Below are 26,621 nucleotides of genomic sequence, written 5' to 3' on the forward strand. Positions count from 1 at the left end.
GCACAAGATCGAAAAACAGCTACTCCCTATATTTCGAAAGTAACAGACGTATGGGTGGTATTTAAGACCCATTTTGACTTAGGATTTACCGATTTACCACAGAATGTTTTCAAGCGTTATCGCACAGAAATGATGGATAAGGCATTGGAAATAATAGAAAAAAATTCCACTCAATCACAAGATCACCGATTCGCCTGGACAGTTCCGGGCTGGCCTTTACAGGCACAGATACTTGGTCCTCTGCAAACTCCTGAAAGGAAGGCAAGAATTGAAAAAAGTATCAGGGATGGCCGGATTGTAGTACACGGGCTTCCTTTTACAATGCAAACGGAGTCGCTCGATTATGAGGACCTGGTTCGTGGCCTTTATTATTCGTCTGCCGTCACCCGGAAGTACGGGCTACCAATGACCATTAGTGCAAAAATGACAGATGTGCCGAGTCATTCCTGGGTTTTGCCAACCTTATTGAATCATGCTGGTATTAAGTTTCTGCAGCTGGGTTGTAATCCTGCCAGCCAGTATCCCCGTCTGCCTGAATTGTTTTGGTGGCAAGGCCCTGATGGTTCGAAAATACTTTGTAATTATACCGTTTTGTACGGCTCCGATATCAGGCCAACTGAAAACTGGCCATGTAAAAATTATCTGGCGATGCAAATGACGAATGACAACGCCGGACCACCTTCGGAAAAAGACATAGCGAATCTTTTAACCTATGCCAGGAAGGAAATGCCGGGGATTAAAATCCATTTCGGAACCCTCGATGATTTTGCCAATGCGCTTATTGCCGAAAAACCTGATTTGCCAACGGTTACCGGAGATATGCCGGATACATGGATACATGGCCTGATGGCAAACCCACAGGAATCAAAGATTGCCAGGAATATCCGTCCGTTGGAATCTGTACTGGATGCACTTTCAACACAAATGAACATCTGGGGCGTATCTAATCAGTCAGTTGCACAAAGGCTGGCGGAATCATATGAGCAAAGCCTTTTATACAGTGAGCATACCTGGGGTATGAATGCCGGATATGGTCCCCGGTATAGCTATGGCGATGACTGGAAGAAATGGTTGGAAGAAGCAAAAGCCGAACCTATTCCCCTGAATGGGGACTATTCCGGGTTGCCCAATAGCGATGCGGAAAACACCAAAATAGGAAGCAAAACAAAATGGTTAAAATCTTATGACGAAAAGCGCCAGTATATTCAAAATACAAACAATATCGTAACAAAGGAACTGACATCCCGGTTAAACGCATTGGCAAAATCGACAAATATAGCAGAAAAGCGTTTCGTAGTATATAATCCGCTATCCTGGAAACGTTCAGGAATGGTGGAGGTACCCTGGGAAAAAGGAAAAACCATTTTCGTGAAAGACGTTCCTGCGGGCGGGTATGTCACCATATCCAGAAAAGAACTGAAAAATGAAACCACATCGTCTGATGAAAAGACCACACTCACCACACCGTTCTTTACCGCAATTTTCGATTTAAAAAGAGGCGGGATATCATCTTTAAAAGAAAAAAGTACTGGTCGTGAACTGGCGGATAGTTCTTCTGCCTATGTGATGGGACAGTTCTTGCATGAGCGCTTCAGTGCTAATGAAGTGGATAAATGGTTTAATGCATACAACAGGATTAAGGAGGGGTGGGGGCTGGATGATTTAGGTAAACCAGGTATGCCGCCGGCAGACAAAATCCCTTATCTGTCTTTTACTCCTGAAGACTGGAAATTATCTGTGCATCATACCCCAATAGTCGATGTGGCTGTTTTATCGACAACTGAGACAAAAGGTTATGCAAAAAGTTACACTATTGTTTTTACTTTTCCGCGACAGGAAGCGTATGTGGATGTTGAATGGTTTGTAGCATCTAAAACCCCAGACAAACAACCTGAAGGAGGGTGGCTTTGTTTCCCATTTGCCGTTGATAAACCTGCGTTCACGGTTGGCCGCTTGGGAGGGGCGATAAATCCGGTAACGGATATTATTTCCGGCAGTAACAGGTATTTGATGGCGGTGAATTCAGGTGTTGCCATTACGGCTGCAAACAAATCAGGAGTGGCGCTTGCGCCGATAGATGCTCCCCTTATCAGTTTGGGAGAGCCCGGGTTATGGAAATTCTCTTTAGATGATATGCCCAGAAGATCATCGGTATTTGTCAATCTTTACAATAACATGTGGAACACTAATTACCCTCTTTGGCAGGATGGTACATGGAGCGAAAGAGTTCGGATATGGGCAACAGATCAACGCACGGAAACCGTACCCAATCTAATACAAAAATCCTGGGAGGCCCGGGTGCCATTACTGACAGGAGTAGCAGAAGGAGCCTCCGGAAACCAACCTTTAAAAAGGAAGGGCATATCTATTTCAAGAACCGGTGTTTTAGTAACGGCATTCGGTGAAAATCCTGACAGTAGCGGAACCATTTTGCGATTGTGGGAGCAGGCAGGTATATCCGGTAACTGTACCGTACAGCTCCCTGATGGGTATAAAGTTAAAGAGGTTCAACCAATTGATTTGCGGGGAAACATACAGGGAGAAACGATCAATGTAAAGCACGGGGCCTTTGATTTTAACTTAAATAAGTATTCTCCCGCTTCATTCTTATTGCTTTTTTGAACCGGATGGAACATAGGTTAATATCGCTGCACCATTCTCAAAATTGCGGATATCAGTCAATGTGAGTTTGACTTGGTCTGGGTCCATACCTTCAAAAATACGGCGGCCTTTGCCAACTGCAACAGGAATAATACAAAGCTGAAGTTCATCGATGAGATGATGCAACATCAGCGTCCTGTCAAGGTCACCAAATCCGTATTTAAGAATATGCTTACCCGGTCCTTGCTTCAGCCTGGCAATTTCTTCGGTTACTTCCCCATTGATGACTGTCGCATTCCATCCGGCTTCCTTGATGGTCTTAGACGCCACAAGCTTTGGCAACGCATTCATGTGATCGAAATAGGCCTCTCCTTTAATATTCGGCCATAGCGATGCAAAATGTTCATAAGTAGGACGGCTTAACAAAAACAGGTCGACATCTTTAAGCTTCGTTAATGAGTCCTGCTTATGCTCCTGATCAAAAAAAGACCCGACCCACTCCCAGGGTTTATCTACAACGCCGTCAAGGGAGACAAAGCTGCTTACAATTAATTTTCTCATGCTAGTTTATTTTTGTAATCACCTATTTCCTTCACGTCAATTGAAACGGGCTTGTTGACAATCCGATCGCCTGAATTTTTACTGAACGCCTTAAATGAAGGCAGGTTGGTAAATGCCTGATGTGCAGCCTCACTGCCAAACTGTGCGATATGCATAAAGGTATGTTCACCTGTTTGAAAACAACTATAGCTTACCTCTGTCAGATGACTGCGATTCAGTTCCTCAAATACGCCGCGTATCAGGTCGATGTGTTCACCGGTTTTTTCCGGATTTACGGAATAACTTATCTGTGTGTTTTTCATAATATTTAGTTGTTAAATGTGCTTTTGTTTTTGTAAATAAACGCTGCAAAATTCCTTGGCAGGCTTATCTTCTTCATTGCTGGTTAAAAAATGTGCTTGTGTTGTTCTGCAAATTGTGCAAATGTGGTTGGCGTTATATCAAACAATTGATGTGTGCTGATATCAATAAAAGCTTGCGGCTTGCTTACCCTTTCTGCGGTCTGTTCTGCAAGCGCATCAAGAAAGTAACCCGGCATGCCTGTAGCTGCCAATGCTGCTTTCCGTTCGTCCCAGCTTACAGGGACATAAGGAATCTCCTTACCGGTGGTGTCAGATAATATCCGGGCAATCTCCGATATGGATAGCGCCTCTGGTCCGGTAATGCGAAGAGACCGGCCGTGGTATCCACCATCAATTAATAAGGAAGCGGCAATTTTCGCTACATCGCGCAAATCGACGGGCGACATCTGGATTGACGCTAAAGGCAGGCGCAATGCACCATGCCTGCTGATGGCTGCCGTTTCCCGCAGGTATACCTGCATAAACTGGCTGGGGCGCAGGTGTGTCCATTGAAGGCCGGATTTTTCCAGATAATCCTCGATCTGCTCATGCTCACGGGTAAAACGAAATTGCTGTGCATCGTAGCCTTGCTGTGATTCTTCACCAGAAAATTTAATAACATGATTTACACCAGCCTCTTTACAGGCGTCGATAAAGGTGCATTGTGTTTCCACCATGCGATCATTTGCCGAAGAGATCAGGATAGTGCGCTCCACACCCTCCAGGGCTGGCCTTAGGATATCTTTGGCCAACATATCGCCTTCGATCCATTCAATTAAGGGAATATCAGTCCCGTTTTTTGCGCTTGCTATATTGCGTGCCAGGGCCCGGACCGGTTGTTGTCGCGAAGCCAGTTCCCGCAGAATTAAACCGCCGCTTTGCCCTGCTGCTCCGCTCACAAGAATATTTGTCTTTTTCATGAAAGCAAAATTAGAGCGCACGCGGCGACTCCGAGGGGGTGTACATTTAGCAATTTAAGGGGTTGTTTGTGCATATAGGGTGGTTTACCTTTATAATATGAAAAGTGTAACGATCTTAATAGCTGATGGCGTACTAAAACCAAGTACCCTTTTTGGAGCGATCGAAATATTCGAGAAAGCTAACCAATTTTATCTGGCGCAGGGTAAACCGCCTTATTATCATATCCAACTGGCAGGTACCGACCTTCGGCAGAAGTTATTGAACGGAACTTTCCAGTTAAATATCACACCGTTCGAAAATATTACTAAAACAGATCTGATCCTGCTGCCCAGCTTCGATCGTGAGTACGACTTCGGCATACAGAAAAGTACAAAGATGCTGGATTGGGTAACACGACAATATCGCAGGGGAACCGAAGTGGCCAGCTTATGTACAGGTACTTTCCTTTTAGCCGCCACAGGATTGCTCAGGCACACACCCTGTGCAACACACTGGCAGGCTGCAGCGCATTTTCGTGCATTATTTCCTGAACTGGACTTGCAGACCAGCAGGATCATTACAGAACATCAGGGGCTGTATACGGCGGGAGGTGGGCATTCCAGTCTGAACCTGGTACTTTATCTTGTTGAAAAATATAGCGGCCGCGAAGTCGCGCTTTACTGTTCAAAAGTACTGCAGCTCGATATTGATCGCAACTCCCAATCACCTTTTATCCTGTTTAATGGATTGAAGGATCATAAGGACCAGATGATACGAAACGTGCAGGAATATATAGAGCAGCACATCGGTGACCGGTTAACAGTAGAGCAGTTGGCAAAGCATTGTTTTATGGACCGGATTAACTTCACCCGCCGCTTTAAAAAGGCTACACAGCTTTCTCCGGCAGATTATATTCAGCGTGTTAAAGTAGAGGCGGCCAAACGGAGCTTCGAATCAACAAGTAAACAAATCCTGGAAGTAATGTACGAGGTGGGTTATGGTGACGTCAAAGCGTTCCGGCAAATCTTTAAAAAAGTAGTCGGCATGACGCCGGGTGATTATCGAAGCAAATTTAATAAGGTAGCTTAATTATGAATGAACCGGGGCGCTTATATATTTTTCATTTGAATTTATGGAATCTGGCAAGGACATCATCTTCTTATCGAATATTACAGTTTAGGATGCATGAGCGTTTGAAATCCAATGTCCGGATGGCCGCGCGCATTGAAATATCTGCTAAAATCAGTTCCAATGAAAAAAGTTTTATTGATTACTTTGGGGATGAATACTTTTTTATTTGTATCGTCTCAGGCGCAGCGTATTTGCCTGGCTGCTGATAGTGTTATTCCGTATCAGGTAACTGTTATGCAGTCGGATTACAAAGGTAAAAACGCACTGGCTTTGCAAATGCTGGACAACGCCATTAATGAAAAGACAGTTGCCTTGCTCAAAAATACCGATTTTCATAATGGTACCATTGAAGCAACCATTTCGGGACAACCACAGATGAATGCCGGAGAAGGCGCACGTGGGTTTATTGGCATTGCCTTCCGGGTGAGTAAGGATACCTCCAAAATGGAGTTGTTTTACATTCGTCCAACCAATGGCCGGGCCAATGACCAGGTACGGAGGAATCATTCGACTCAGTATGTTTCGTTGCCGGGCTACCCCTGGGATAGATCACGGGAAGAAACACCGGGAAAATACGAGGCGTATGCTGATATGATGCCGGCGGAATGGATCAGGGTGAAAATTGAAGTAAAAGATGAAACGGCCAAATTCTATATCAATGGTGCTGAACAACCTACTTTGATTGTCAATGACCTGAAGCAGGGCAAAGATCTGCGTGGAAGCGTAGGACTTTGGATTGGACCGGAAACGCTTGGTTATTTTACAGATGTGAGCATATATAAACTCGATTAACAATTTCGAATCTGGGTTTTTGCTGCCCGTTGACGTACACTGCATGTTCTCAATCGGACATTTTGTTGGATTTGGACTTATATAAATAATTATTAATCAGATGCTTGCATTTTGGCATAGGCATTGAAATGCTCAGGGAGCTTATATTGCCTATATGCTTAGAAACTACCTGAAGATTGCAATTCGCTCACTTGCGCAAAATAAAATCTACTCTTTAATCAATATTGCAGGACTAACTATTGGTCTTACCTGCGCTATGCTGATACTACTTTATGTAAAGGATGAAGTGAGCTTTGATCGTTTTCATAAGAAGAGTGCCAGCATTTACAGAATAGTTTCCAGGGTAGTTGTCAATGGCACAGAGCAGAGATTTTCGAGTACAGGCTTATTACAGGGACCCAGGTTTTTGCGGAATGTAAGCGGGATCAAATCATTTGTGCGCGTTCAGGATGGCCGGGCAGATCTTAAAAAGGGTGCTGAAGTAGAAAGTAGAGACCTCCTTTTTGTAGATGCTAACTTCTTGTCAGTATTTACCTTTCCGTTGATTGACGGAGATGCACAATCCTGTTTGAAAGACCCGCATTCTGTTGTACTTACAAAGGAAGAAGCGAAGAAACAATTTGGTACGGAGAACGCAGTTGGTAAGATTCTTATGTTAAGAGAGAATGAGAAATTTGTGCCCTACCAGGTAACTGCTGTTACTGAAAATTGCCCGCAAAACTCCACCATTGAATTTAAGATCATCCTACCAATCAAGGAAACCCAAGCAGATTTAAATAACAATGAGAACTGGTTTTCTTATTACCTTAATACTTTTGTTGAACTCGATGATAACGCTGATCCGAATTCCGTTGCTCAACAAATGCAACGGTTTTATGTGAAAGATGCAAGTGCAACAATGAAAGCGATGAATACCAGATTTGGGCAACCCGACAATTCCCGTCTGGAAACTTATTCCCTTCAGCCGTTCCTCAATATACATTTGAGCAAAGACCTTTCAGCGCAGAATGGCCTGCAAAAAGCCAGCAATCCTGTTTATGCTTATATTCTTTCCGGCATTGCACTTTTTGTGCTCCTGATTGCAAATATCAATTTCGTAAATCTTACCGTTTCCCGTTCTGTAAGGCGTGCAAAGGAAATCGGAATACGTAAGGCTATAGGAAGTGACAGGCGACAACTTATTATACAATTCCTGGGAGAATCGTTTGTATTGTGCGCAATAGCTTTTGCTTTCGCAATTATCCTGGCACAACTGGCCCTTCCACTGTTTAATGATTTGTCAAATAAAAAACTGGCAATTAGTTACTTGTTCGACTTCAAGCTGCTGGCAGGTTATTTTGCACTCTTCCTGCTTACTGGTTTACTCGCAGGATTCTATCCCGCCATTATACTATCAGGATATAAACCTGTTGAAACCCTCTACAGCAGATTTACACTGAAAGGTAATGGGGGCTTGCAAAAATCGCTTGTAGTTTTTCAATTCACACTTGCTGCCTTTTTAATTATAGCCACTTTTACTATCTATTCCCAGTTCAATTATCTTACAAAAGCGGAGTTGGGATATGATGATCGTGACATCATAATAGTTAACAAGGATAATATGTCGCACCAGGAAGCTGCGGTCTTCAAACACGAGTTGCTTAGCTATCCGGATATTGCATACGTAGCACCTAAAAACGGGGGGTATTGGGGAACTGCCGCTAAATTGGATAACGACTCATCTATCAACTTTGCATGGGAAACAGTGGATGAATCTTATTTAGCCACCTTAAAGATCCCTTTGGTAAAAGGCAGAAATTTTTCAGTTGATTACCCGGGCGATTCCGTTCATGCTGTCCTGGTCAACGAAACTTTTGTAAAGGAGGCGGGATGGAAAGGCCCTATTGGTAAATCAGTTGTTTTCAACTTTCAGAATAATAAAACGTATGGAGTAATCGGTGTAGTAAAAGATCATCATTTTACCACCCTTAATGAAAAAATAAGGGCCCAGTTGTTTACAATGAGCAATTCAAATCCTTATGGAACTTTTTATATTAAAATACGCCCCAATACAGCTACCCGCAGCCTTAAATATATAGAAACGAAGTTCAGAAATTTTTTCCCTTTCAGTCCGTATACCTACGTATTTAAGAATGAACTGAATCAGCGGAATTATGAATCAGAAGCCAGGTGGAAACAGATTATTTTCTTTGGCGCCGTTCTTACCATCTTTATAAGTTGTATAGGATTATTTGGTCTTTCTGTTCTTTCTGCAGAGAAGCGTACTAAGGAGATAGGTATTCGGAAAGTATTGGGCGCATCGGTCCAGAATATAGCGGCAGCGTTGTCTTTAGAATTTGTGAGGCTGGTGATAATTGCACTGATAATAGCAATTCCACTGGCATGGCTGGCAGGCGTAAAATGGCTGGAGAATTATCCTTATAGGATCACCATGGGTTGGTCTTTATTTGGTTGGGCCGGAATGCTGGTGCTGCTGATCGCCATGTGTACTGTTAGCTTCCAGGCCGTAAAGGCCGCATTAGCGAATCCTATTAAAAGTCTTAGGAGCGAATAGGTTTTCTTTAGTATTCCTGCGATTGGTGAATCCCTTTGGTGAGCCATAGTTATCCTGACAGTAATTGACTTCTGATTTTTTTTCAACATATCTTTATTATAGTTTAATAAGGAATTATCTTTGCATATTTAGCCGATACCTATACAAATGAAACGATATTTAAAATCAGTAGCAGCATTGCTGCTCTTGCTCAATGTATGCATACAAGTCAGCGGTCGCACTTTTTCAGATACTACGGAGGTATTAGTTGTCAATAAGGAAGATATGGTACCTGATGGTGCGAGGAAAGTTGGTAAGATAAAAGTAACCGATGGTGGTTTTAAAATCGAATGTGGATATGAACAAACATTGGAACAGGCAAAAGCGCAGACTATAAAAGCAGGCGGCAATATTATTAAGATCAGGGAGCTGAAGTCTCCTGATGCGTTTACGTCCTGCTACCGCTTGTTGGGAGAGGCTTATTACCATCCTGATATCCCCGGCGTGATAGCAGGCAGAATCAAGGCTTTCGATTCAATTATGAGCGTATTGCTCCCCGATACAGCTACCTATGCTTTATTGTATGTATATCGTCCGGACATGGGGGCGTCTCCTCCCTATAATGTATTGCTGGATGATTCGGTAATATGCCGTATGAGAAACAGTTCCAGATATCTTATTAAAGTTAATAAAACTGGTCCTGCAAAGATATCAGCGCGGACAGAGTCGCGAAATGTGGTGTCAATAAACATCCAGCCAGGGAAAGCATATTTTGTGAAGTGCTCGATACTTCCCGGAGGCCTTATGGGCCGGCCGCAACTCAGTATCATTGATGATTATAAAGGATTTCAGGAGTTTAATTCGGTGAAAGACAAGCCTAAACCGGAGAAAGTGGATGCTGTATATTGAAAAACGTAGTTGTGGGCTTATTCAGTTGATCTAAGTGATAATTGGTAAATACTTTACTAACTTTCAGCATGAGAACAACTCTCCTTTTCCTGACACTATTATTGATGTTACCCTCCTGTAGTATTGAAGGCTAATAAGCCTGATAGACTCTCTTGAATGATCATGCTATAATCCGTGAAAAAAATATATCGCTTTTCAACGATGAAGCGTGCTTTACCGGATACCTTTAGTAGAAATAATTGAATATAGGAATGCTTTGACAACAGACGCAAAGCGTTCCGGTTGGTCCATGTGGAGACTGTGACCAGCTTCAGGAATCTGTTTAACCTGGAGCGCGGGATGAAGTGACTGCAATTCGTCAGCGACCGAATGTGAAACCACACCCTTGTCACCAAATAGAAGGAGCGCTGGAATGTTAATCTCTCTCATTAACTGCTTATAGTCGGGGTTGGGCGGTGTGAGAACATCAAAAGCCCGCATGCTGGTTTGAAGCCGTGCCCGGGCGAATAATTCGAGCGTTTCCGGTGAGCGGTTTGGATGCCTGGTCCGCGCTTCCGCCACTACTTCTTTCAGCGACATTTCCAGCATTTTGCTGTGCTGACCGGCAACATCATTATCATGAACTTCGCGCTGAACTTTCGGGCTCAGGAAGGTTGGATCGGCTAAGATCAGGCCACGGAGCAGGTTGGGTTTGCGGCTTGCCACCACAGCTGCCGTCATTCCTCCCATTGAATGCCCGAGGAGGAATGGGGAAGGAAGTCTTAGGGTCTTAATCAAACCGGCGATATCATTTGCATGATCTTCATATTGGTAGCCATAATCAGGTGCGCTAGACCTGCCATGTCCCCTGGCATCCGGCAGGATCACGTCATAATCTTTTTCCAGCGTTTGGGCCAAACTTGACCAGCACAAGCCGCTAGTCATTAGTCCATGCAGCAATATCAGCGGTGGTTTGTTACCTCCGGTTCTGGTGTAGTGTATGTTAATGTTGTTCGTTTCGCAGACGCCTGTAGTCCAGTTGGTCATTTATTATTCTTCAGAATGTAAAGCTCGTGATAAAGTTAATTAGTTATGTGGATTTTGTAAAACGGATAATGACTGATAACGGGAAGATGTAGTTGGTGGGAGAGACTTCAGATGAATAAAAATTGTGTGTTGAAGTCTTTTATAAAGTTCTATTGAAGAGTTGTCACTTGATATCAGGATCGTTGTCTGATTTTTGTATCGTATCTAAATTGATTTCGAAAAACATTTTATTATATACTTGAAATAAACTCTCCATAACCACTAATTGCGGTGTCTTTCTAAGGCATGGGACTAACGAAGGCTTTCCATTTGATAATTCTCTATTTTTATTGTAACTTATTCCTAATAATTATCAAATGGTATCGCTTCCGAAGATAGTAACCTTTCTTACTTTCCATCTTATTATTGCGACGGCCTGTTTGGGTCAGCAATCAATTACTGCTGCCATAGAAAGACAATTTGATAAAATTGAGAATGATATCCTGACAACTGCAGAGGCAATGCCGGAGAGTAAGTATAATTTTACACCTGAGGACCTCCATATAAAGAATAGTGTTTTTAAAGGCGCACGGACATTTGGTGGCCAGATCATGCACCTGGCCACTGACAATATTCTTATTTGGAGTGCCATTACCGGCGATTCAATACGTCCGGATATTGAAGATGTAAATGGTCCTAAAAGTATCACCACCAAAAAAGACATTCTTGACTACCTCAAAGCTTCATTCAAAACCGGTAGAAAGGCCATTTCAACGCTAACAGATCAAAATGCGATGGACATGATTGATTTCAGGTGGCGCAAACTTTCCCGGCTTGATCTTGCATTTTACGCGCTTACCCACGCAAATGAACACTATGGCCAGATGGCCATTTATCTCAGGATGTGTGGCATAGTTCCTCCCGCAACAGCTAATGAAAAGTAAAGGAGGGGTTACCGGTTTTTCCCCTGGCCTGATAGCCATTCTTGATAAAATCTGCACAACAGACTTGTTTTGTCGGAATTCTACCCCTAAGTTGTCGCTTTCACCCCATGCCGGATCCTGAAGAGAATGATAGTTTTGTATTGTCAATAACATTCAAACTAACATTCAAACAGCGATATGAAAAATCTATTCAAAACACGTCATCTTCTTAAATCAATACTGTTAATTGCAATTATGGCTATAGCATCGCAATCAAGCGGACAGCAAGCGAAACCTTCCAGCAGCGGCTATGCACCTGTTAATGGCATCAAAGTTTATTATGAAGTATATGGCGAGGGCAGGCCTATCATTTTACTGCACGGTGCTTTTATGACAATTAATACAAACTGGGGCCAATTGATCCCCGAGCTTTCAAAAACCAGAAAGGTAATTGCCATCGAATTACAGGGACACGGACATACACCGTATTCAGACAGGGACTTATCGCATGCTGCTTTAGCACGCGATGTGGAAGGAGTAATGGATTATCTGAAAATTGACAGTGCAGATGTAGCAGGATTTAGTTTTGGCGGCGCTATAGCCTACCAGTTTGCTATACAAAGTCCTAAACGCTTAAGAAATCTGGTCATCATTTCGGCTACCTATAAAAGTACCGGTTGGCTGCCCGTAGTAGGCGATGCGTTTAAAAAAATGAAGCCGGAGTTTTTTGCGAACACCCCTATGAAAACTGCCTATGATGCTGTGGCGCCTGATAAAACAAAATGGACAAAGTTTTTAGAGCAGATGATTGCCTATGCTGCGGTGCCATTCAATCTCGGGGAGGCCAATATTTCGAAAATTACCGCACCGGTGTTAATCATATCCGGTGATAATGATGGACTGGATAAAATTGAGTTAATAAAAACCTATCAATTATTGGGAGGTGCTGTTAGTGCTGATCTGGGGACAATGCCCAAATCGCAATTGGCCATCGTTCCTTCACAAGGTCATGTTTCCCTGATGATGCAGACAACAACAATATTGAACTACCTGAACAATTTTTTAAAGTAACCGGTAGATCTCAATATCAGAAAAACAACTTTTATCTTAATTGTAAAAAAGAAAGTAAAATGAGAAAAATAACTGTTTTTTCAATGATTACACTGGATGGCGTTATGCAAGCACCTGGTGGTCCGCAGGAAGACACTTCCGGCGGCTTCAAATATGGCGGCTGGACTTCATCTTATGGTGATGAGCTTTTTGGCAAGATCATGATGGAAGAGCTGAAGCCGGCAGATTATATTCTAGGTAGAAAAACATTTGAGATTTTTGCATCTTATTGGCCTCAACATGCTGACTTTTGGCCTGGTATTAATGATGGCGCTAAATACGTACTGTCGCAGACCATGGAAAAATCAGATTGGAAAAATACCATTTTCCTCAAAACTCCGGCAGATATCGAAAAGCTGAAGAATTCGGAGGGTGCAGATATTCAGGTATGGGGTAGCAGAAAGCTCGTTCAACTATTACTTAAACACGACCTGGTGGACGAACTCCGGCTCAAAATTTACCCGTTGATTCTCGGTGAAGGAAAAAAGCTCTTCGAGAACGGCGGGATCCCGGCAGCATTTACGTTAACAGAAAGCCAGGTGACTTCTAAAGGGGTTATTATAGCGAATTACAAACGGGCCGGGGATGTTGTGACAGGTGATGTTGGGCCTTGAGTTTCAGTTTGTTTAATTATCGGGATGGTTCTTCGGAGCCATCCCCATGATTGTTAAATCCACTTTAGCTGAACAAGCATAATTTTTAGCATAAAAAATATTGCCAGACACGGAAATAGAGGCTGCTGTTTTAGGAGATTTATAAAATATATACCGAAACCACTGACAGTGGCAAACCTCAGACTTTGACCTAATATTTGGTTAGAAGACGTTTATAGATATCATCAAGTGGATACAAATCATTTCTTTCCAACTTTTCCCAGCAGTCAGTTGTAAAGGACCCGTTTAGACTGTGTTTGGAAGAATTTGCTGAAAAAACAATCCTGCTAAATGCATGGACATCATCGTGACATCCGGAGAAATTTATAGTTGTATCCATCCGGGCCTTATCAATACACTTGGTATAATTTGATTTCTGCTGCTTGGTTAATCTTACATTACGAAACCTTGATCCCGGTTTATAATAAGACAAGTTCCTAATGCCGTTTATTCTTTGTCCTTTTTTATACAAAATAAGCAGTGAGCTTCCAACTGAGAACATATATAAATACTCGCTTATGCCCAAGGTTTCCAGTTGTGTTATCTTGTCGTTTATCAACCGTTGAGCTCTTAGACTGTCTGCAGTATATTCCTGATTTTGAGACGATGCTGACAAAGCAAATAAGCTGAAAAATAATAATAATATGAGTTTTCTTATTGTCATGGCAATCGCATTAATGATCGGATAGTAAGATAGCTATTAATTTGTCGCTTTTGAAGTATTTAAAAAAGTCATTCTAGTCATGTTGATCGGATGCCAGTGGCAAGACATAACAAAAAGGGTGCCTTCTACAGCACCCTTTTTATTTATCTGCTTAAACTAATATTTCCAGTCGCTCATCAGCGATACTACATTTGAAATATATTGAACTTATGACCATCAGGATCAGCAAACACGAAACCATAATAGCCCTTTCCAAATTCCTCTGGCTGTGAAACTATTGTTCCCCCGGCGTGCTCCACCTCTTTTACCCAACTATTAACCTCTTCCTTAGTTTCAACAGAAATAGTGAAAATAATTTCATTGCCGGATTTGGTGTCTATTATTTGTCCCTTCATAGCAGGTTCAAGTATATCCTTCAAAAAGAAATGGATGATAAAATCTTCCCCGCCAAAGAAGAAGCTGGTGAGTTGGTCCGGCGCTCCGTTTGGCTTAAATCCAAGTTGTTTATAGAACTTAGTGGTTCGTTCTAAATCACTGACACTGAAATTCGCCCAGATTTTTTTTGCTTTCATAAACTAAAGGTTTTATAGTTAATATTTTTATTTTCAATACAGATTTGAATGCTGCTGAAATGTTCATCCGTGTTCCAAATCAGTTTCAAAGATAGTCCTTAAGCTTATTAAGCACGATGGTAGTTTGGGAGATTTTGGGGGGCTATTTCTGCCATTCTCACTGTATTATGGGAATTATACCCTTAACGATCCGCGAAAGCCCCTGGCGGCATAGTAAGATTCCGCACCATTATGATACACAAAAACATGATCATAACGACGATCACAGAAGAGCGCGCCGCCAAGTTTTCTTATTGCAGGGGGCGTTACGATCCAACTCGATGTTTTCAAATCAAAATTGCCAAGTTGCTGTAAGTCGCGGTATTGGGCTTCCGTTAAAACCTCGATACCCATATCCGCAGCCATTTCAATGGCGCTGTTTTCCGGTTTGTGTTCTTTCCTCGACTCCAGTGCTTCATGGTCATAACAGATACTTCTGCGGCCCTTGGGGCTTTCAGCTGAACAATCAAAGAAAATGTATTCATCTTTATTTTTATCATATCCCACTACATCCGGTTCGCCGCCGGTCAGCTCCATTTCATCGAGCGACCACAACTTTCCTGGGTTTGCTTCCAGCTTTGCCTGTACTTTGGCCCAGTCGAGCCCTTTGTGACGGTGCTTGTTCTTTTCAAAACGGGTTTTCAATACGCTGAGGAGTTCCTGTGATTGTTCGGGTGACAATTTTTTTTTAGCGTTTTTCATATGGTGGTAATTTAGCGCTTTTATTTGCTGCAAAAATAAGAAATTTAGTTTGTGTGATTCACAGTGCTTTCTATCGATATGAGGCCTTAATTACGGAATGGCACTATACGCCTTTTTCAATCCTCCAAGGTCAATCCGGATTTCATCTAATATTCCCCCCGGATCCATGCAGTATATTTTTAACTGATGCTTTCCGGCGCTTAGATGCGGCATATCAATTTTCTTTTCAGCCCTGTTGCGCAACACATTTTGTTTCCACTCTTCACTTCTGCCAAAAGTTTTATAGTCAACTATTTTTAATGGCCCATCATCGATGGAAACAGCATAACGTAAATGATAAAGGTTATTTAACGGGTGGGTGGGTAATGTGAAGATAGTAATGCCCGGATCTGCGGAGGAGAAGGTATAGAAATCATATTCAACATAAGAGTGGTTGCTTTTAATAACATCAGGGTCTGTCGGCAATTCACAGGCTATTGTCACTGGCAAAGCCTGTAGCACCGTGTCTTTATATCCCAGTCCTTCTACAAAATTCCAATGCTGCAGCCCTCTTTTCACTTGCTGGGAAAAATGAGATGCCTGTATGGAAACAAATCCACAGTTTTCAATTTTACCCTTATAGTCTGAAAGCGCCGGAATATTTCGTTTAATTCCCTGGATGTTTACCTGCATCTGCCTGCCAGCTCCCTGGAACGTTATGTGACCGGTCATTTTTTCATTGCCAGTAAATTTGTTCCAGTCAAGGTCCACCCATATTCTCATTTCTTTTTTGCCAGGTTCTGTAGTTAACACACCACTGCTGCTGGACAACCGGATCCAGTTATCAGAGGTGGTTGCTTTCCATTCTACCGGCTGATTTTTACTTAAGAAGATGTCAATAAAATATTTCTGCTTATTAAATACATCAAAAACCGGTAGCGACTTCGATCCGGTCGTGCTTAACAGGGAAGAATCTTTGGTTACTAAACCTTCGGGAGCGATATCCCAACTGTTTGTACTGTCGATATGGATGGGCGGTATAACGGGCGCCTGGTACACAGGGAGACTTCTCGGCTCCATCGACATCATATGCTTCCACTTACCGCCTGCCAGTGTTGTGTTATAGTAGGCGGTTTCCCGTACTATACTTTCATAAGCATCTGAAGATAATTGGGCATAATCGTATGCACTTAACCTGTTTTGTTTGGCGTATAAGTAGCTTTTATCCCTGTAAAGAAATTTTTTATTCATCAGCGCGGCACACACGATGGGATAATACACCAACTGATAAAACGCGTCTGTGTCCTTAACGTTGATTTGTGACCGGATATTTCTCATTTCTGTCTCCAGCATGCTGTATTTGTCTATCCGGCGCCGGGCCTCATCTCCAAAGAAAAAATGATTATAGCCGGTATAATTTGTTGGGGTAGTCGGTTCGGTTTGGCTCCATCCCATAAACTCGGGTCTTCTTTCGAACGCCAGTCGATAGTATTCCCATAGCATGTCACTAATTTTCCGGGCATGGGTGTTTCCGAATATAGACCCTGCCCAATTCGTCAGGTGATCTTTGACATACCTGCTGTCCCTGAATGGTTTTATGTTATATGCCATATCCAGGAACAACATTATATTGTACTCAAGGGGCTTGATATCTCCCACATTGAGTACCCACAACCTGTTGGCGCCTGTTTCGAAGGCTTTCAGCATTTCTTCGCGGATCAATCCGGGATGCGTGGAACTAAGCCAAAGATAATCATGAGGGCGGCCCCAATAGGAAGCATGGTAATAAACACCTGACCCACCGCTGCGTCCCTGCTCTGTTTTATTATTGAGGCGGTGTATGTAACCGTAGTTGTCATCGGGCCACACAATGGTTACATCATCGGGAACCTTCATGCCAGCATCATATATTTCCAGTACTTCTTTGTAAGGAGTTAGTACCTGTGGTACAGCTGTTACATCTTTGTTGATGTACCTGGCGAGCATCTCCCGTTCATCCCCGATAATTTTCTCCACTATGGGAACAGCGTCCCGGAGATCTTTAATACCTTCCATCTGGCCATCATGCACGCCCCTCATGCCGAGGGTATAAATGGCATTGATGCCACGGCTTGCCCGGATTCGGTTTTCCCAATAGCTGTAAATCTTTTCTTTGTTGGTGAAGTAATTAAACCGGCCCATCGTTTTTTCATCCCATTCGCCTACATTATTTCTCAGCATTGGCTCCGCGTGAGAAGAGCCAATAATGATCTGATAGTCTTCCGCGGTTTTTATATTGCCGGGGAAATGAAAGAATGCTTTGGTAGAAGGGTGCATGGCGGGCCATATCAGGTTTGCTTTTAAACGGAGGAGCAGTTCAAATACCTTGGCGTATGTTTTCGGGCCAATATCGCCTGTTCCGGTTCAAAGGTTTTAGCCGCCCACGGCTGCAGGCCCCAGTCTTCATCATTGATAAAAATCCCCCTGTATTTTACGGAGGGAGGGGCGGAGGTATAGTCTTTTATATCGATGGAAATTTTTTTCCTTTTTACCGGCTTAACATCGGCCCACCAGTACCAGGGTGAAACGCCCAAACGGGCAGATAAATCAAACACGCCATAAGCCGTACCTCTGGCGTCGCTTCCGCAAATGAGGAGTGCATTTTTAATATTTTTTGTCGGGGCTTTCAGCAGTCGGTAGCCATAACTTTCCCATTTACCGTTTAAAGAGTCGAGGTTTATCTTATCGCGGAATCGGGCAATGATTTCAGTATGAATGTTTCCAATAACAATCACATTTCCGCTTACATCAGCAATACCTGCTGAGGTGGAAGGCCGGAAGCCACTGATCTGTTCAATATCCGATGCAAGAAGATTGGCAGTAATGGAATCTAACTTACTGTTCGCATCATAACAAATAGACACCTTATTATGAAGCGTAACAATGTCAAATTCCTGTGCCCGTGCGTGGCTGTAAAAACTAAACAGGGTTAGTAAAGTGATGGTTACTTTTTTCATGTTAATACGTACGGATCACGATGGTTTTTCAAATACATAGGGGGTATTTTCATACCCCCTTTTGTAATCTTTAAATTGCTATGGTTTTATTTTCCCGGGTTACTTTTGAAAAAAGTATCCACTTCATTCACCCACAAATCGGGGGCTTCCAATGCAGCAAAGTGGCCACCTTTCTCCATGATGGTAAACCGTTTTACATTTGTTTTTCTTTCCGCCCATTCCCGTGGTGTTGGTGCATCTCCGGGAAATACCGCGACGCCGGTAGGAGTATTCACCTTCTGGCCCGAAGCAAGTTGCTGATAAGCGCCTTCGGCATAAGTACGCATGGAGGAGTTAATGGTTTGACTAACCCAATAGATCATGATATTGGTGAGCAGCTCGTCCTTTGTGAAATGTTCTTCAATAGTGCCACCGGGTGATCCCCAGGTATTAAACTTTTCAACGATCCAGGAGGCCAGGCCTGCAGGGGAATCATTCAGACCGAACGCCTGCGTTTGCGGCTTCGTGGCGTGGAGCATGGAATATGCCCCTTCCCGGTACCACCATTGCTGTATGAACTGTCCAAATTCCTGTTCGGCTTTGGACATAGTACTCCAGTCTTCCGAGCCGTTAGGATACCCTACATCCGACAGGTGGATGGCTGGCACGTTTTCAGGATAAAGATTGGCGATGGATTTGGCGATGCCGCTGCCTACGTCTCCGCCGGCCACCAGGAAGCTGTTGTAGCCGAGCACGTCTTTCATCAGCGTGGCGAAAATTTTTGCAGAACCGTCGTCGGTCATGGATACATGGCTCGAGAAGCCGAAGCCGGGAATGGAAGGCACTATCACATCGTAATCATCCGTTAACAGCGGAATGGCTTTGTAAAAGCGATAGAAACAATCAGGCCATCCGTGTATGAGCAGCAGGGGCCGGGCATTGGGGTTTTTACTCTTGATGTGCAGGAAATGAATGGAGACACCATCTATTTCCACTGTAAACTGTGGAAATTTGTTAAGTGCGGCTTCTTGCTTGCGCCAGTCGTACCCGTTTTGCCAGTAGGCGACGAGGCTTTTGAGAAATTCTGGGTCAGTGCCGTATTTCCAGCCAATGTTTTCAGGCGCATCGGGCCAACGGGTTTGGCGGAGGCGGGTTTGGAGATCATCCAGTACAGTTTGTTGTACATCGATTTTGAAGGGCTTTACAGTAAACATATTGTTGCTTTTTTTGGATTGTGCGTGGGAAGTCAGGGCTATCATTGCGATGGCCAGTACAAGAATAGTTTGTTTCATGTGTTGGATGTTTGTTGAAACAAAGTTATAAACGGGTTGTGACAACAGTATGTCAGTTGTAGATAGACACTAAAATAAAAAATATAATTGATTATAAGAGTAAATAAAATGTCGGGGTGACACTTTTTTAAACCTTATCTGTGGGGAGGGGAGCCATGGATTTTTTTTATTTTTCTTTTTATTGGATTATCCTCATCGGGTATAGAGGGATATACAATTTTATGCGTTATCAATAAGGCCTCATATAATTGACAGCTATGGTGTCTTTTTCCTTAAAACAACGTTTTTATTATCGTTGTCGTCTTCCTCCAGTATTAATTCCCAGTTTATTTTTTCAGCAATGTCAGTTAATAAACTGATGTAAAAAGTTTCATTTTCAGGTGTAGATTTTGATCCGATGATGGCGATTAAATTAACCCATTCGCTGTTGAAATCTTCGACCCTGCCATAGCTGCCATTCCGCGAATTGATAGCAGTAACGTTGATCCACGGAAGACCTTCCATGTTACAGAATTCCTGGTTCCCCTTGGCTTTTAACTTCCCGGTATTTTCCAAAACGCTGAGAACATCGTTGGTTAATAGTTGCTGGCTATAAGTTTCGTTACCTCGTATCTCGTAATACCAGTAAAGGTGTGACCACATATTTTTTCTATTTTAACCCAGGAATTTAATGATCAGTTTTAACACTTCATCAAAATTTGTTTCCAGCGCCATATGGCCGCCATCAACAATATGAACCTGGGCGCCGGGTAAGTCCCTCTTGTAGCAATGGGCTTCCTCTACACTAAAAAAAGCATCATACTTGCCCCATATAATCAAAGTAGGAGGCTGGTGAGTGCGGAAATATTCCTGGAAAACCGGGAACATTTTAATGTTATTTTCAAAATCACAGTTCAGATCAAATTGCATATCAATATTACCAGGCCGCTTCATACAGTCCCAATCGAGCTGCCACAACTCAGGACTAATCGTGGGTAGCAGTTCCTCCGGCAGTCCTGCGGTATATTGCATCTTTACACCTTCCTCACTTAAGAACGCTGAAACTCTCGCTTTCTTCTCAGGGGTTGGGTTTTGCCAATAGTCAATCGTTTCATCCCACTGCGGGCCGATACCTTCATCATAAGCGTTGCCGTTCTGTACTATTATCCGCGCTATCTTTTCAGGATGGTTAACGCATAGCCGCAGTCCGACCGGGCAACCATAGTCGTGGAGGTAGATAGTGAATGACTTCAGGTTTATTTCATCCGTAAATTTATTGATATACGCTGATATATTACTGAAGGAATATTCAAAAAGATCTTTGTCCGGAAAACCACTAAAGCCAAATCCCGGGTAGTCCGGGGCAACGAGGTGAAACCTGTCTGATAAGGCTACTATCAGGTTTTTAAACATCACAGATGAGCTTGGGAATCCGTGCAACAGTAATATGGAGGGGTGTTTTTTGTCTCCGGCTTCCCGGTAGAAAATATCGACACCATCAACTTTAACTGACCTGTTAAAAATTTGCCTGCTCATATTGCTAATATTTATTGATCAAAAACAGCGCTTGATTGAATACCAAAGATAATTGATAATTAAAAACCCGGCTTCATCAGGTGCTCCGGTGCCGGCATTTTGGGATTTGCCAATCTGTCGCAAACGCCCCCTTAAATTGTCGTTTGCAGGGGAGGCGTGACTCATCTGATCAGCGTATTTTTGTAATGTGATATTTTAGTTCATTACAATAAAGCTTAGGAAATGAAAATCGTTATTTATCTCGCTGCTTCTGCGAATGGAATGATCAGTAATAAAAGAAATGTACCTGATTGGTTATCGCCGGAGTACGGGGAGGGGTTTATGGCGATATGTCAACGTACACAGGCGGTGATCATGGGAAAAACCACCTACAACATCCTGGCGCCAAATTACCTGCCGATTAAAGAAGGTTCGCTGGTGGTGTTAACGCACGATACCAGCGCCACACCGGCTCAATCCAATGTGTTGTTTACCAGCGACGGCCCGGAAAAGATTGTAGCGCAGCTCGCTGCTAAAGGACATACTGAAGCAGTGATCATTGGTGGTACGCAAACAGTAAGCGCATTTATGAAAGCAGGATTGGTGAATGAAATAATCCTGGTGGTAGAACCCGTGTTATTTGGGAGCGGATTACCTCTTGTCAGCGGCCTGGAGTTTGAAAACCGCCTGGAGTTACTGGATGTAAAGAAATTGAATAATAACACCGTCCAGGTGCACTATAAGTTGTTATAGTAAAAAGACCTGCGTAACCTGCAGGTCTTTTTACCCTCCTCTCAAAGTACTTCTATATATCCGTCTGTTCCGTTCACCCGGATTCTTTGTCCGTCTTTGATCAGCCTGGTGGCTTTGTCTACGCCAACAACGGCCGGTAACCCATATTCCCGGGCAATAACTGCACCGTGGGTCATCAGTCCGCCCACTTCGGTGACCAGGCCTTTTATGGATACAAACAAGGGCGTCCAGCTGGGATCTGTAAAGGTGGTGATTAATATGTCACCCTCTTCTATATCTGCGTCTTCCATGTTCAGGATAACGCGTGCCCGTCCTTCTACAACCCCGGAAGAGACAGCCAGGCCCGGAATAGCCCCGGCCGGCATGTTTTCGTGCTTGTACTCACCTGTAACGATCTCACCATCGGAGGTGATAACGGGTGGGGGAGTTAGCTTATCATATAATTTGTATTCATCTTTCCGTTTGTTGATGACCTGGTAATCCAGTTTATTGGTGCGTACCACTTCGCGTAATTCTTCAAAAAAAAGATAGTAGATATCCTCTTTCTCATGAATAACGTTGGCTCGTACCAGTTGTGCCGCTTCTTTCAGTAACGCCTGCCTATACACGAAGTAACGGTTAATCACACCGTATTTCGGATATTCACGGTACCCGGCAAAGTTCCGGATCAGGCTGATCATTTGTTTTGCTTCAGCAGCTTTTCGTTTGCCTCCCGGTAATTGCTTCAGCCGGTCTAATAATTCCTGTTCCTTTTTCAGCGCGGCCTGTTGTCCCTGCTCAAACTTCAAACGGCTGGCACCAGGCTCAAAGTTCCTGACATGGCTGAGGATCATCGGAACAAGGATAATGGGTTTTTCACTCCAACGGGTTTTGGTAATATCAATTTCCCCCGCGCACCGCATGCCGTATTTGTTGAGATAAGCATTAATAGCGTCCCGGGCTTCCTGTCCGCCCTTCAGCTTAACCAGGCCTTCCAGGAAGTTATCGTCTTTCGCCTGCTGTAAATACGCCACTACTTCCGGGTAGGGGCGGATCACATCTGCCACATCCAATAATTCCAGCCCCATTTCTGCCGTAATATTGTTGGATACAGATAGTGAAAGCGTATCAGCCACATTTTTTTCACCCAGCCACTTCATCATGTTTTGGTTAATCCAGGTGGCGGCATGCATCGCCATCATGATTATATTCAAACTTTTGGGGTTAAATGATACTTTCTTTAATTCCTGGATATCTTCCGGAATAAAATCAAACAGGTCTGAGCCCGACTTAGTTTGTATTTGCTGTTTTAACGCTTCTATGGATGCCTGGCTGGCTTTGATTAAATCTGCAGCAATGGCGGGGTTGTTTTCGAATTCGGGCGGAAAGGTCCACGACATTACTTTATTGCGGCTACGCTGATCCGCCGCTTTGTTATCATCTGGCAACGATTTAATAAAACCCTTTCGCTTCACGATGGTCATGAGCGCGTCTTTTATGAGCGGATGGGATTGTCCCACGACCGATATGATCTTTTTTCTGCTGGCGGGAGATGCCAGAGCGGCGGCTATGTCAGCAAATAATCTGCCGCCGGCTTTGTGCATGGCGCCACCTGTTGTTAACAGGAAGAAAGATAATCCCAAGGGTTTCATGGCGTCGGTCATCATTTGCTGATGCCCCACGGATATATAAACGTGATTTTCGGAGTCGTTTGCTTCAGGGATGGGATATAAAGTAGTGATGGGCCGGCTCTGTACAATATAGAACTTACCTTTATGCAGGCACCATTCAATATCCTGGGGACTACCGAAATAGGCTTCAATTTTTCTTCCAATCCGTTCAAGCGTTCTGATCTCTTTATTGGTAAGCGTTGGTTCACTTTGTTGTTCCGGCCCGATCTCCTGCTGTTTGGTGCCGCCTTCCGCTGAGGCAAGAACTGCCAGTTTTTTTGAAGAAATTTTCCGGTCAATAATCCTGCCCTCCCGGACTTTATAATTATCAGCATTTACAATCCCGGAAACCAGAGCCTCCCCTAATCCGAAGCTGGCGTCAATAGACACTACCTTCCTGTTGGAGGTAACCGGGTCTGCTGTAAACATAATCCCTGCGGCATCTGGAAAAATCATTTGCTGAATCACAACAGACAAATACACTTTTCTATGATCAAATCCATTTTGCAAACGATAGGTGACTGCCCTGTCGGTGAACAACGATGCCCAGCACTTGCTGATATGCGCCAGGATAGCTTCTTTGCCGGTGATGTTCAGATAGGTATCCTGCTGACCGGCGAAGGAAGCGGTAGGAAGATCCTCTGCAGTGGCGCTGGAGCGTACCGCATATGCGTGTCCTTCACCCAGTTTTTTAAGATGGCGGGTGATCTCCTGTTGAATATCGTCCGGAATGACTATTGCTTCAATTACCTTCCGGATTTTTGCAGCGGTATCACTGATAGCTTTCCTGTTATCCGCTTTTAACACGGACAGCTGGTTCAGCAGTGAATTAAACGTTTCATTATTCGCTGTAACTTTTTTATATACATCGGTGGTAACGCAAAAGCCACCGGGTACCTGTATCCCCTCCATCCGGGATAGTTCTCCCAGGTTGGCGCCTTTGCCGCCTGCCATTGCGAGTTTTGTTTTATCGATTTCGTGAAAATCCAGTATGCTAACTCCCATATTCAATTATTTTTTATTGAGCTTATCGGTTGTTTCATTCATTATTTCAATTGCCTTTAAAAAGTAGGCTTCAATCACTTTGATTTCTTTTTCAGAAAAGGAAGCAATCAGCATTTCTGACTTGCTCCGGAATTCTTTATAAAGTGGCGCCAGCAATGCCATTATATTAGGGGTGATGGGCTCAATGATCACCTTACGCCGGTCATCTTCCGCAAATCGTCTTTTTACCAGTTTTTTCTTTTCAAACCGGTCTATCAGGCCGGTAACTGCACCTGTGGTTAAACCGGTGATGTTGGAAAGTTCGCCGGCAGTCATTTGCCCTCTCTCCAGTAAGAACCCTAAATATTTATGATCAGTTCCGGAGAGGCCGGCCTTCCGGGCAACTGCTTCATGCATCTGAATAGAGGTGTATGAATGTTGCTGGTTCAATTTTCTTATTCTTTTTATTACCTCGGTATCCATTTTTATATCTTATTAACTAATTATCTTAGTTACAAAGATAATATTAAATATGACGTGTGCAAATAGTTTTGTAGGAAAAGCGGGCAGGCGACCGCCAGCGATTCACTGTATTTCGTGTGTAGGCAAGTGAAATGACGAAATATCGTGTGATTTCTTTTGTTGGCTAGAAGGTAATTATCTGATTTTTAATGAATTATATGCCTGGCCCATCGATTGCCTCTGCTGAAGCGTTTTCGGCATGACGGGCAACCCGTCCTGTTTTTCATCTTTTAAAATGATAATAACATGAGCATCTTCTCACATCTGCTGCACCCTGGTACAACACCCACTCCTGATGGCCGTACAGAACCGAAAGAGCCCGAGGTGATATTGCCCTATCACAATGAGAATACCGCAGAAGGCGCGGGGAATTCCTGGACGACGCCATCCGCATGGAGGATGTACCATCCGCACCGGAAGCCTAATAATGTGCGCCTGTTACCTTTAATTCAACGCTGGCCCCCGGGGAACAGTGGTGGGATGGTTATTGAACAATACAAAAACTGAAAGTCGGAAATATGCATGTAGGTAAATCATACAAATTCGGGGAATTTCTCTTCTGGACACGAAGGAAGGTATATGTTTTGCTGGTTTTGAGCATTGTGCCCGTGGTACTGTACGAAACATGCGGCCTGGAATGGATCAGTATTCCCTGGACGGTAGTGGCATTGTTAGGTACTGCCACAGCTTTTACGGTGGGTTTCAAAAATACGCAGACCTATAACCGCACAAATGAAGCACAACAGGTTTGGACCTCTATAGTAAGCTTCAGCAGATCGTGGGGACTATTCAGCAGGGATTTTTTCAGTAGCCCGGCTACCACAAAGGAACTGATCTACCGCCATATGGCCTGGTTAACGGCATTGCGGTATGAGATGCGGTCATCACGCCCCTGGGAAACGGTCGATAAAAAGCACAATACAGAGTACCAGCGACTTTTTCACGTAGCAGAAAGGGAAACACCATTGGAGGCCGAGCTGGGAAAATATATTTCCAACGAAGAACTGCAGGAGGTGTTGGCAGCCAGTAGTATAACTGCCCGTATTTTGTCGAACCAGGGCAAGCTGCTGCGAATATGCTATGATGAGCAGCAGATGCAGATTGCGCAGTTTCTCGAAATGGAGAAGGGGCTGAAAGAGTTTTATATCAGCCAGGCTAAATGCGAGCAGTTGAAAAACAGTCCGTATCCGCGGCAATATGCCATTGTTAACCGTTTTTTTATCCGGTTATTTTGCCTATTGTTGCCGTTTGGATTGCTGAAGGATTTTGATCAGTTCAATGAGGTGGTGGACGGGGTGATGAAAGGGCACATGGTATGGCTGGTGGTTCCGTTCAGCATCATGATTTCCTGGATGTATACGTCGCTGGAGCAAATAGGTGAAAGTACCGAGAATCCTTTTGAAGGCAGCGCGAACGATGTACCGCTGACCAAAATATGCCGCGACATTGAAATAGAATTGCGCGAATTGTTGGAAGAAAAAGATCTTCCTCCTAAATTGTATCCTCAGAATAATATCCTGCTGTAACTGCTTTGGCA

General features: G+C 43.6%; 24 protein-coding genes. 11 read left to right on the top strand and 13 right to left on the bottom strand.

The features are described 5' to 3' along the window. Positions 1-54 precede the first annotated feature (54 nt). Positions 55-2,622 (top strand): hypothetical protein, encoded by a 2,568-nt coding sequence (locus QFZ48_RS21505; protein WP_429063534.1) that lies wholly within the window; start codon positions 55-57, stop codon positions 2,620-2,622. Here QFZ48_RS21505 and QFZ48_RS21510 read toward each other — a convergent pair. The 3 genes from QFZ48_RS21510 to QFZ48_RS21520 form a co-directional block, all read right to left on the bottom strand. Next, positions 2,608-3,162, bottom strand: a complete 555-nt coding sequence (locus QFZ48_RS21510; protein ID WP_370907598.1) for a dihydrofolate reductase family protein — start codon at positions 3,160-3,162, stop codon at positions 2,608-2,610. The two genes, QFZ48_RS21505 and QFZ48_RS21510, sit on opposite strands and share 15 nt — an antisense overlap. Continuing rightward, a complete protein-coding gene (locus QFZ48_RS21515) occupies positions 3,159-3,464 on the bottom strand; it encodes an antibiotic biosynthesis monooxygenase (RefSeq protein WP_429063536.1) in 306 nt (101 codons plus the stop codon). Before QFZ48_RS21515 ends, QFZ48_RS21510 begins: the two co-directional genes overlap by 4 nt. An 83-nt stretch (positions 3,465-3,547) precedes the next feature. Beyond that, positions 3,548-4,423 (bottom strand): NmrA family NAD(P)-binding protein, encoded by an 876-nt coding sequence (locus QFZ48_RS21520; RefSeq protein ID WP_429063538.1) that lies wholly within the window; start codon positions 4,421-4,423, stop codon positions 3,548-3,550. Positions 4,424-4,520: 97 nt separating this feature from the next. Here QFZ48_RS21520 and QFZ48_RS21525 point away from each other — a divergent pair, with 97 nt between their 5' ends. The 4 genes from QFZ48_RS21525 to QFZ48_RS21540 all read left to right on the top strand — a co-directional run bounded on the left by QFZ48_RS21525 (position 4,521) and on the right by QFZ48_RS21540 (position 9,768). Then, positions 4,521-5,492, top strand: a complete 972-nt coding sequence (locus QFZ48_RS21525) for a GlxA family transcriptional regulator (RefSeq protein WP_429049912.1) — start codon at positions 4,521-4,523, stop codon at positions 5,490-5,492. A gap of 162 nt (positions 5,493-5,654) precedes the next feature. Beyond that, positions 5,655-6,326, top strand: coding sequence for a hypothetical protein (locus tag QFZ48_RS21530; RefSeq protein WP_429063539.1), 672 nt, complete (start codon positions 5,655-5,657; stop codon positions 6,324-6,326). 154 nt (positions 6,327-6,480) lie between these two features. Continuing rightward, positions 6,481-8,880 (top strand): ABC transporter permease, encoded by a 2,400-nt coding sequence (locus tag QFZ48_RS21535; protein WP_429063541.1) that lies wholly within the window; start codon positions 6,481-6,483, stop codon positions 8,878-8,880. 147 nt (positions 8,881-9,027) lie between these two features. Further along, positions 9,028-9,768, top strand: coding sequence for a hypothetical protein (locus tag QFZ48_RS21540; RefSeq protein ID WP_429063543.1), 741 nt, complete (start codon positions 9,028-9,030; stop codon positions 9,766-9,768). Between the two features lie 213 nt (positions 9,769-9,981). Here QFZ48_RS21540 and QFZ48_RS21545 read toward each other — a convergent pair whose 3' ends face one another. Then, the gene (locus QFZ48_RS21545; RefSeq protein WP_429063545.1) at positions 9,982-10,794 is read right to left on the bottom strand and encodes an alpha/beta fold hydrolase; all 813 of its coding nucleotides are present in this window, start codon (positions 10,792-10,794) and stop codon (positions 9,982-9,984) included. A 356-nt stretch (positions 10,795-11,150) separates the two neighbouring features. On the opposite strand from QFZ48_RS21545, the gene QFZ48_RS21550 reads away from it, so the two are divergent. The 3 genes from QFZ48_RS21550 (at position 11,151) to QFZ48_RS21560 (ending at position 13,420) form a co-directional block, all read left to right on the top strand. After that, positions 11,151-11,717, top strand: a complete 567-nt coding sequence (locus tag QFZ48_RS21550) for a DinB family protein (protein ID WP_429049899.1) — start codon at positions 11,151-11,153, stop codon at positions 11,715-11,717. Positions 11,718-11,894: 177 nt separating this feature from the next. After that, a complete protein-coding gene (locus QFZ48_RS21555; protein WP_429063547.1) occupies positions 11,895-12,767 on the top strand; it encodes an alpha/beta fold hydrolase in 873 nt (290 codons plus the stop codon). A 59-nt stretch (positions 12,768-12,826) separates the two neighbouring features. Next, the gene (locus QFZ48_RS21560) at positions 12,827-13,420 is read left to right on the top strand and encodes a dihydrofolate reductase family protein (RefSeq protein WP_429049894.1); all 594 of its coding nucleotides are present in this window, start codon (positions 12,827-12,829) and stop codon (positions 13,418-13,420) included. An 888-nt stretch (positions 13,421-14,308) separates the two neighbouring features. On the opposite strand, the gene QFZ48_RS21565 is transcribed toward QFZ48_RS21560, so the two are convergent. From QFZ48_RS21565 to QFZ48_RS21595, 7 genes are all read right to left on the bottom strand, one after another. Continuing rightward, positions 14,309-14,695, bottom strand: a complete 387-nt coding sequence (locus QFZ48_RS21565) for a VOC family protein (protein WP_429063548.1) — start codon at positions 14,693-14,695, stop codon at positions 14,309-14,311. A gap of 174 nt (positions 14,696-14,869) precedes the next feature. Beyond that, a complete protein-coding gene (locus QFZ48_RS21570; protein WP_429063550.1) occupies positions 14,870-15,436 on the bottom strand; it encodes a DUF4256 domain-containing protein in 567 nt (188 codons plus the stop codon). Between the two features lie 90 nt (positions 15,437-15,526). Further along, the gene (locus QFZ48_RS21575; RefSeq protein WP_429065524.1) at positions 15,527-17,803 is read right to left on the bottom strand and encodes a glycosyl hydrolase 115 family protein; all 2,277 of its coding nucleotides are present in this window, start codon (positions 17,801-17,803) and stop codon (positions 15,527-15,529) included. Then, entirely contained in the window at positions 17,755-18,411 is a 657-nt protein-coding gene (locus QFZ48_RS21580; RefSeq protein ID WP_429063552.1) for a glycosyl hydrolase 115 family protein, read from the bottom strand. The genes QFZ48_RS21575 and QFZ48_RS21580 overlap by 49 nt, the downstream gene beginning before the upstream one ends. An 86-nt stretch (positions 18,412-18,497) precedes the next feature. After that, positions 18,498-19,682 carry an epoxide hydrolase family protein gene (locus tag QFZ48_RS21585; RefSeq protein WP_429063554.1) on the bottom strand — a complete coding sequence of 395 codons (1,185 nt, stop codon included), beginning with the start codon at positions 19,680-19,682 and terminating at the stop codon, positions 18,498-18,500. 255 nt (positions 19,683-19,937) lie between these two features. Next, positions 19,938-20,324 (bottom strand): hypothetical protein, encoded by a 387-nt coding sequence (locus QFZ48_RS21590; protein ID WP_429063556.1) that lies wholly within the window; start codon positions 20,322-20,324, stop codon positions 19,938-19,940. 12 nt (positions 20,325-20,336) lie between these two features. Beyond that, a complete protein-coding gene (locus QFZ48_RS21595; RefSeq protein WP_429063558.1) occupies positions 20,337-21,197 on the bottom strand; it encodes an alpha/beta fold hydrolase in 861 nt (286 codons plus the stop codon). A 222-nt stretch (positions 21,198-21,419) separates the two neighbouring features. On the opposite strand from QFZ48_RS21595, the gene QFZ48_RS21600 reads away from it, so the two are divergent. After that, a complete protein-coding gene (locus QFZ48_RS21600; protein ID WP_429063560.1) occupies positions 21,420-21,929 on the top strand; it encodes a dihydrofolate reductase family protein in 510 nt (169 codons plus the stop codon). Between the two features lie 41 nt (positions 21,930-21,970). Here QFZ48_RS21600 and ppsA read toward each other — a convergent pair whose 3' ends face one another. Then, on the bottom strand, positions 21,971-24,583 hold the full coding sequence (ppsA, locus tag QFZ48_RS21605; RefSeq protein ID WP_429063562.1) for a phosphoenolpyruvate synthase: 2,613 nt from the start codon (positions 24,581-24,583) through the stop codon (positions 21,971-21,973). Positions 24,584-24,589: 6 nt separating this feature from the next. Continuing rightward, the gene (locus QFZ48_RS21610) at positions 24,590-25,045 is read right to left on the bottom strand and encodes a MarR family winged helix-turn-helix transcriptional regulator (RefSeq protein WP_370907575.1); all 456 of its coding nucleotides are present in this window, start codon (positions 25,043-25,045) and stop codon (positions 24,590-24,592) included. Positions 25,046-25,330: 285 nt separating this feature from the next. Between QFZ48_RS21610 and QFZ48_RS21615 the strand changes: the two genes are divergently transcribed. Further along, positions 25,331-25,591, top strand: coding sequence for a hypothetical protein (locus QFZ48_RS21615; RefSeq protein ID WP_429063564.1), 261 nt, complete (start codon positions 25,331-25,333; stop codon positions 25,589-25,591). 11 nt (positions 25,592-25,602) lie between these two features. Next, entirely contained in the window at positions 25,603-26,610 is a 1,008-nt protein-coding gene (locus QFZ48_RS21620; RefSeq protein ID WP_429063566.1) for a bestrophin family protein, read from the top strand. The last annotated feature ends 11 nt before the right edge of the window (positions 26,611-26,621 follow it).

The organism is Chitinophaga sp. W2I13, from assembly GCF_050434005.1.
Classification (GTDB): Bacteria; Bacteroidota; Bacteroidia; order Chitinophagales; family Chitinophagaceae; genus Chitinophaga.

Bases quoted from the DNA above. Each gene is read 5' to 3' on its own strand.
- QFZ48_RS21525 (WP_429049912.1), top strand. From the start codon at position 4,521: ATGAAAAGTGTAACGATCTTAATAGCTGATGGCGTACTAAAACCAAGT.
- QFZ48_RS21590 (WP_429063556.1), bottom strand. From the start codon at position 20,324: ATGTGGTCACACCTTTACTGGTATTACGAGATACGAGGTAACGAAACT.
- QFZ48_RS21595 (WP_429063558.1), bottom strand. From the start codon at position 21,197: ATGAGCAGGCAAATTTTTAACAGGTCAGTTAAAGTTGATGGTGTCGAT.
- QFZ48_RS21520 (WP_429063538.1), bottom strand. From the start codon at position 4,423: ATGAAAAAGACAAATATTCTTGTGAGCGGAGCAGCAGGGCAAAGCGGC.
- QFZ48_RS21565 (WP_429063548.1), bottom strand. From the start codon at position 14,695: ATGAAAGCAAAAAAAATCTGGGCGAATTTCAGTGTCAGTGATTTAGAA.
- QFZ48_RS21540 (WP_429063543.1), top strand. From the start codon at position 9,028: ATGAAACGATATTTAAAATCAGTAGCAGCATTGCTGCTCTTGCTCAAT.
- QFZ48_RS21560 (WP_429049894.1), top strand. From the start codon at position 12,827: ATGAGAAAAATAACTGTTTTTTCAATGATTACACTGGATGGCGTTATG.
- QFZ48_RS21515 (WP_429063536.1), bottom strand. From the start codon at position 3,464: ATGAAAAACACACAGATAAGTTATTCCGTAAATCCGGAAAAAACCGGT.
- QFZ48_RS21535 (WP_429063541.1), top strand. From the start codon at position 6,481: ATGCTTAGAAACTACCTGAAGATTGCAATTCGCTCACTTGCGCAAAAT.
- QFZ48_RS21600 (WP_429063560.1), top strand. From the start codon at position 21,420: ATGAAAATCGTTATTTATCTCGCTGCTTCTGCGAATGGAATGATCAGT.
- QFZ48_RS21615 (WP_429063564.1), top strand. From the start codon at position 25,331: ATGAGCATCTTCTCACATCTGCTGCACCCTGGTACAACACCCACTCCT.
- QFZ48_RS21555 (WP_429063547.1), top strand. From the start codon at position 11,895: ATGAAAAATCTATTCAAAACACGTCATCTTCTTAAATCAATACTGTTA.
- ppsA (WP_429063562.1), bottom strand. From the start codon at position 24,583: ATGGGAGTTAGCATACTGGATTTTCACGAAATCGATAAAACAAAACTC.
- QFZ48_RS21545 (WP_429063545.1), bottom strand. From the start codon at position 10,794: ATGACCAACTGGACTACAGGCGTCTGCGAAACGAACAACATTAACATA.
- QFZ48_RS21570 (WP_429063550.1), bottom strand. From the start codon at position 15,436: ATGAAAAACGCTAAAAAAAAATTGTCACCCGAACAATCACAGGAACTC.
- QFZ48_RS21550 (WP_429049899.1), top strand. From the start codon at position 11,151: ATGGTATCGCTTCCGAAGATAGTAACCTTTCTTACTTTCCATCTTATT.
- QFZ48_RS21510 (WP_370907598.1), bottom strand. From the start codon at position 3,162: ATGAGAAAATTAATTGTAAGCAGCTTTGTCTCCCTTGACGGCGTTGTA.
- QFZ48_RS21610 (WP_370907575.1), bottom strand. From the start codon at position 25,045: ATGGATACCGAGGTAATAAAAAGAATAAGAAAATTGAACCAGCAACAT.
- QFZ48_RS21620 (WP_429063566.1), top strand. From the start codon at position 25,603: ATGCATGTAGGTAAATCATACAAATTCGGGGAATTTCTCTTCTGGACA.
- QFZ48_RS21580 (WP_429063552.1), bottom strand. From the start codon at position 18,411: ATGAAAAAAGTAACCATCACTTTACTAACCCTGTTTAGTTTTTACAGC.
- QFZ48_RS21585 (WP_429063554.1), bottom strand. From the start codon at position 19,682: ATGAAACAAACTATTCTTGTACTGGCCATCGCAATGATAGCCCTGACT.
- QFZ48_RS21530 (WP_429063539.1), top strand. From the start codon at position 5,655: ATGAAAAAAGTTTTATTGATTACTTTGGGGATGAATACTTTTTTATTT.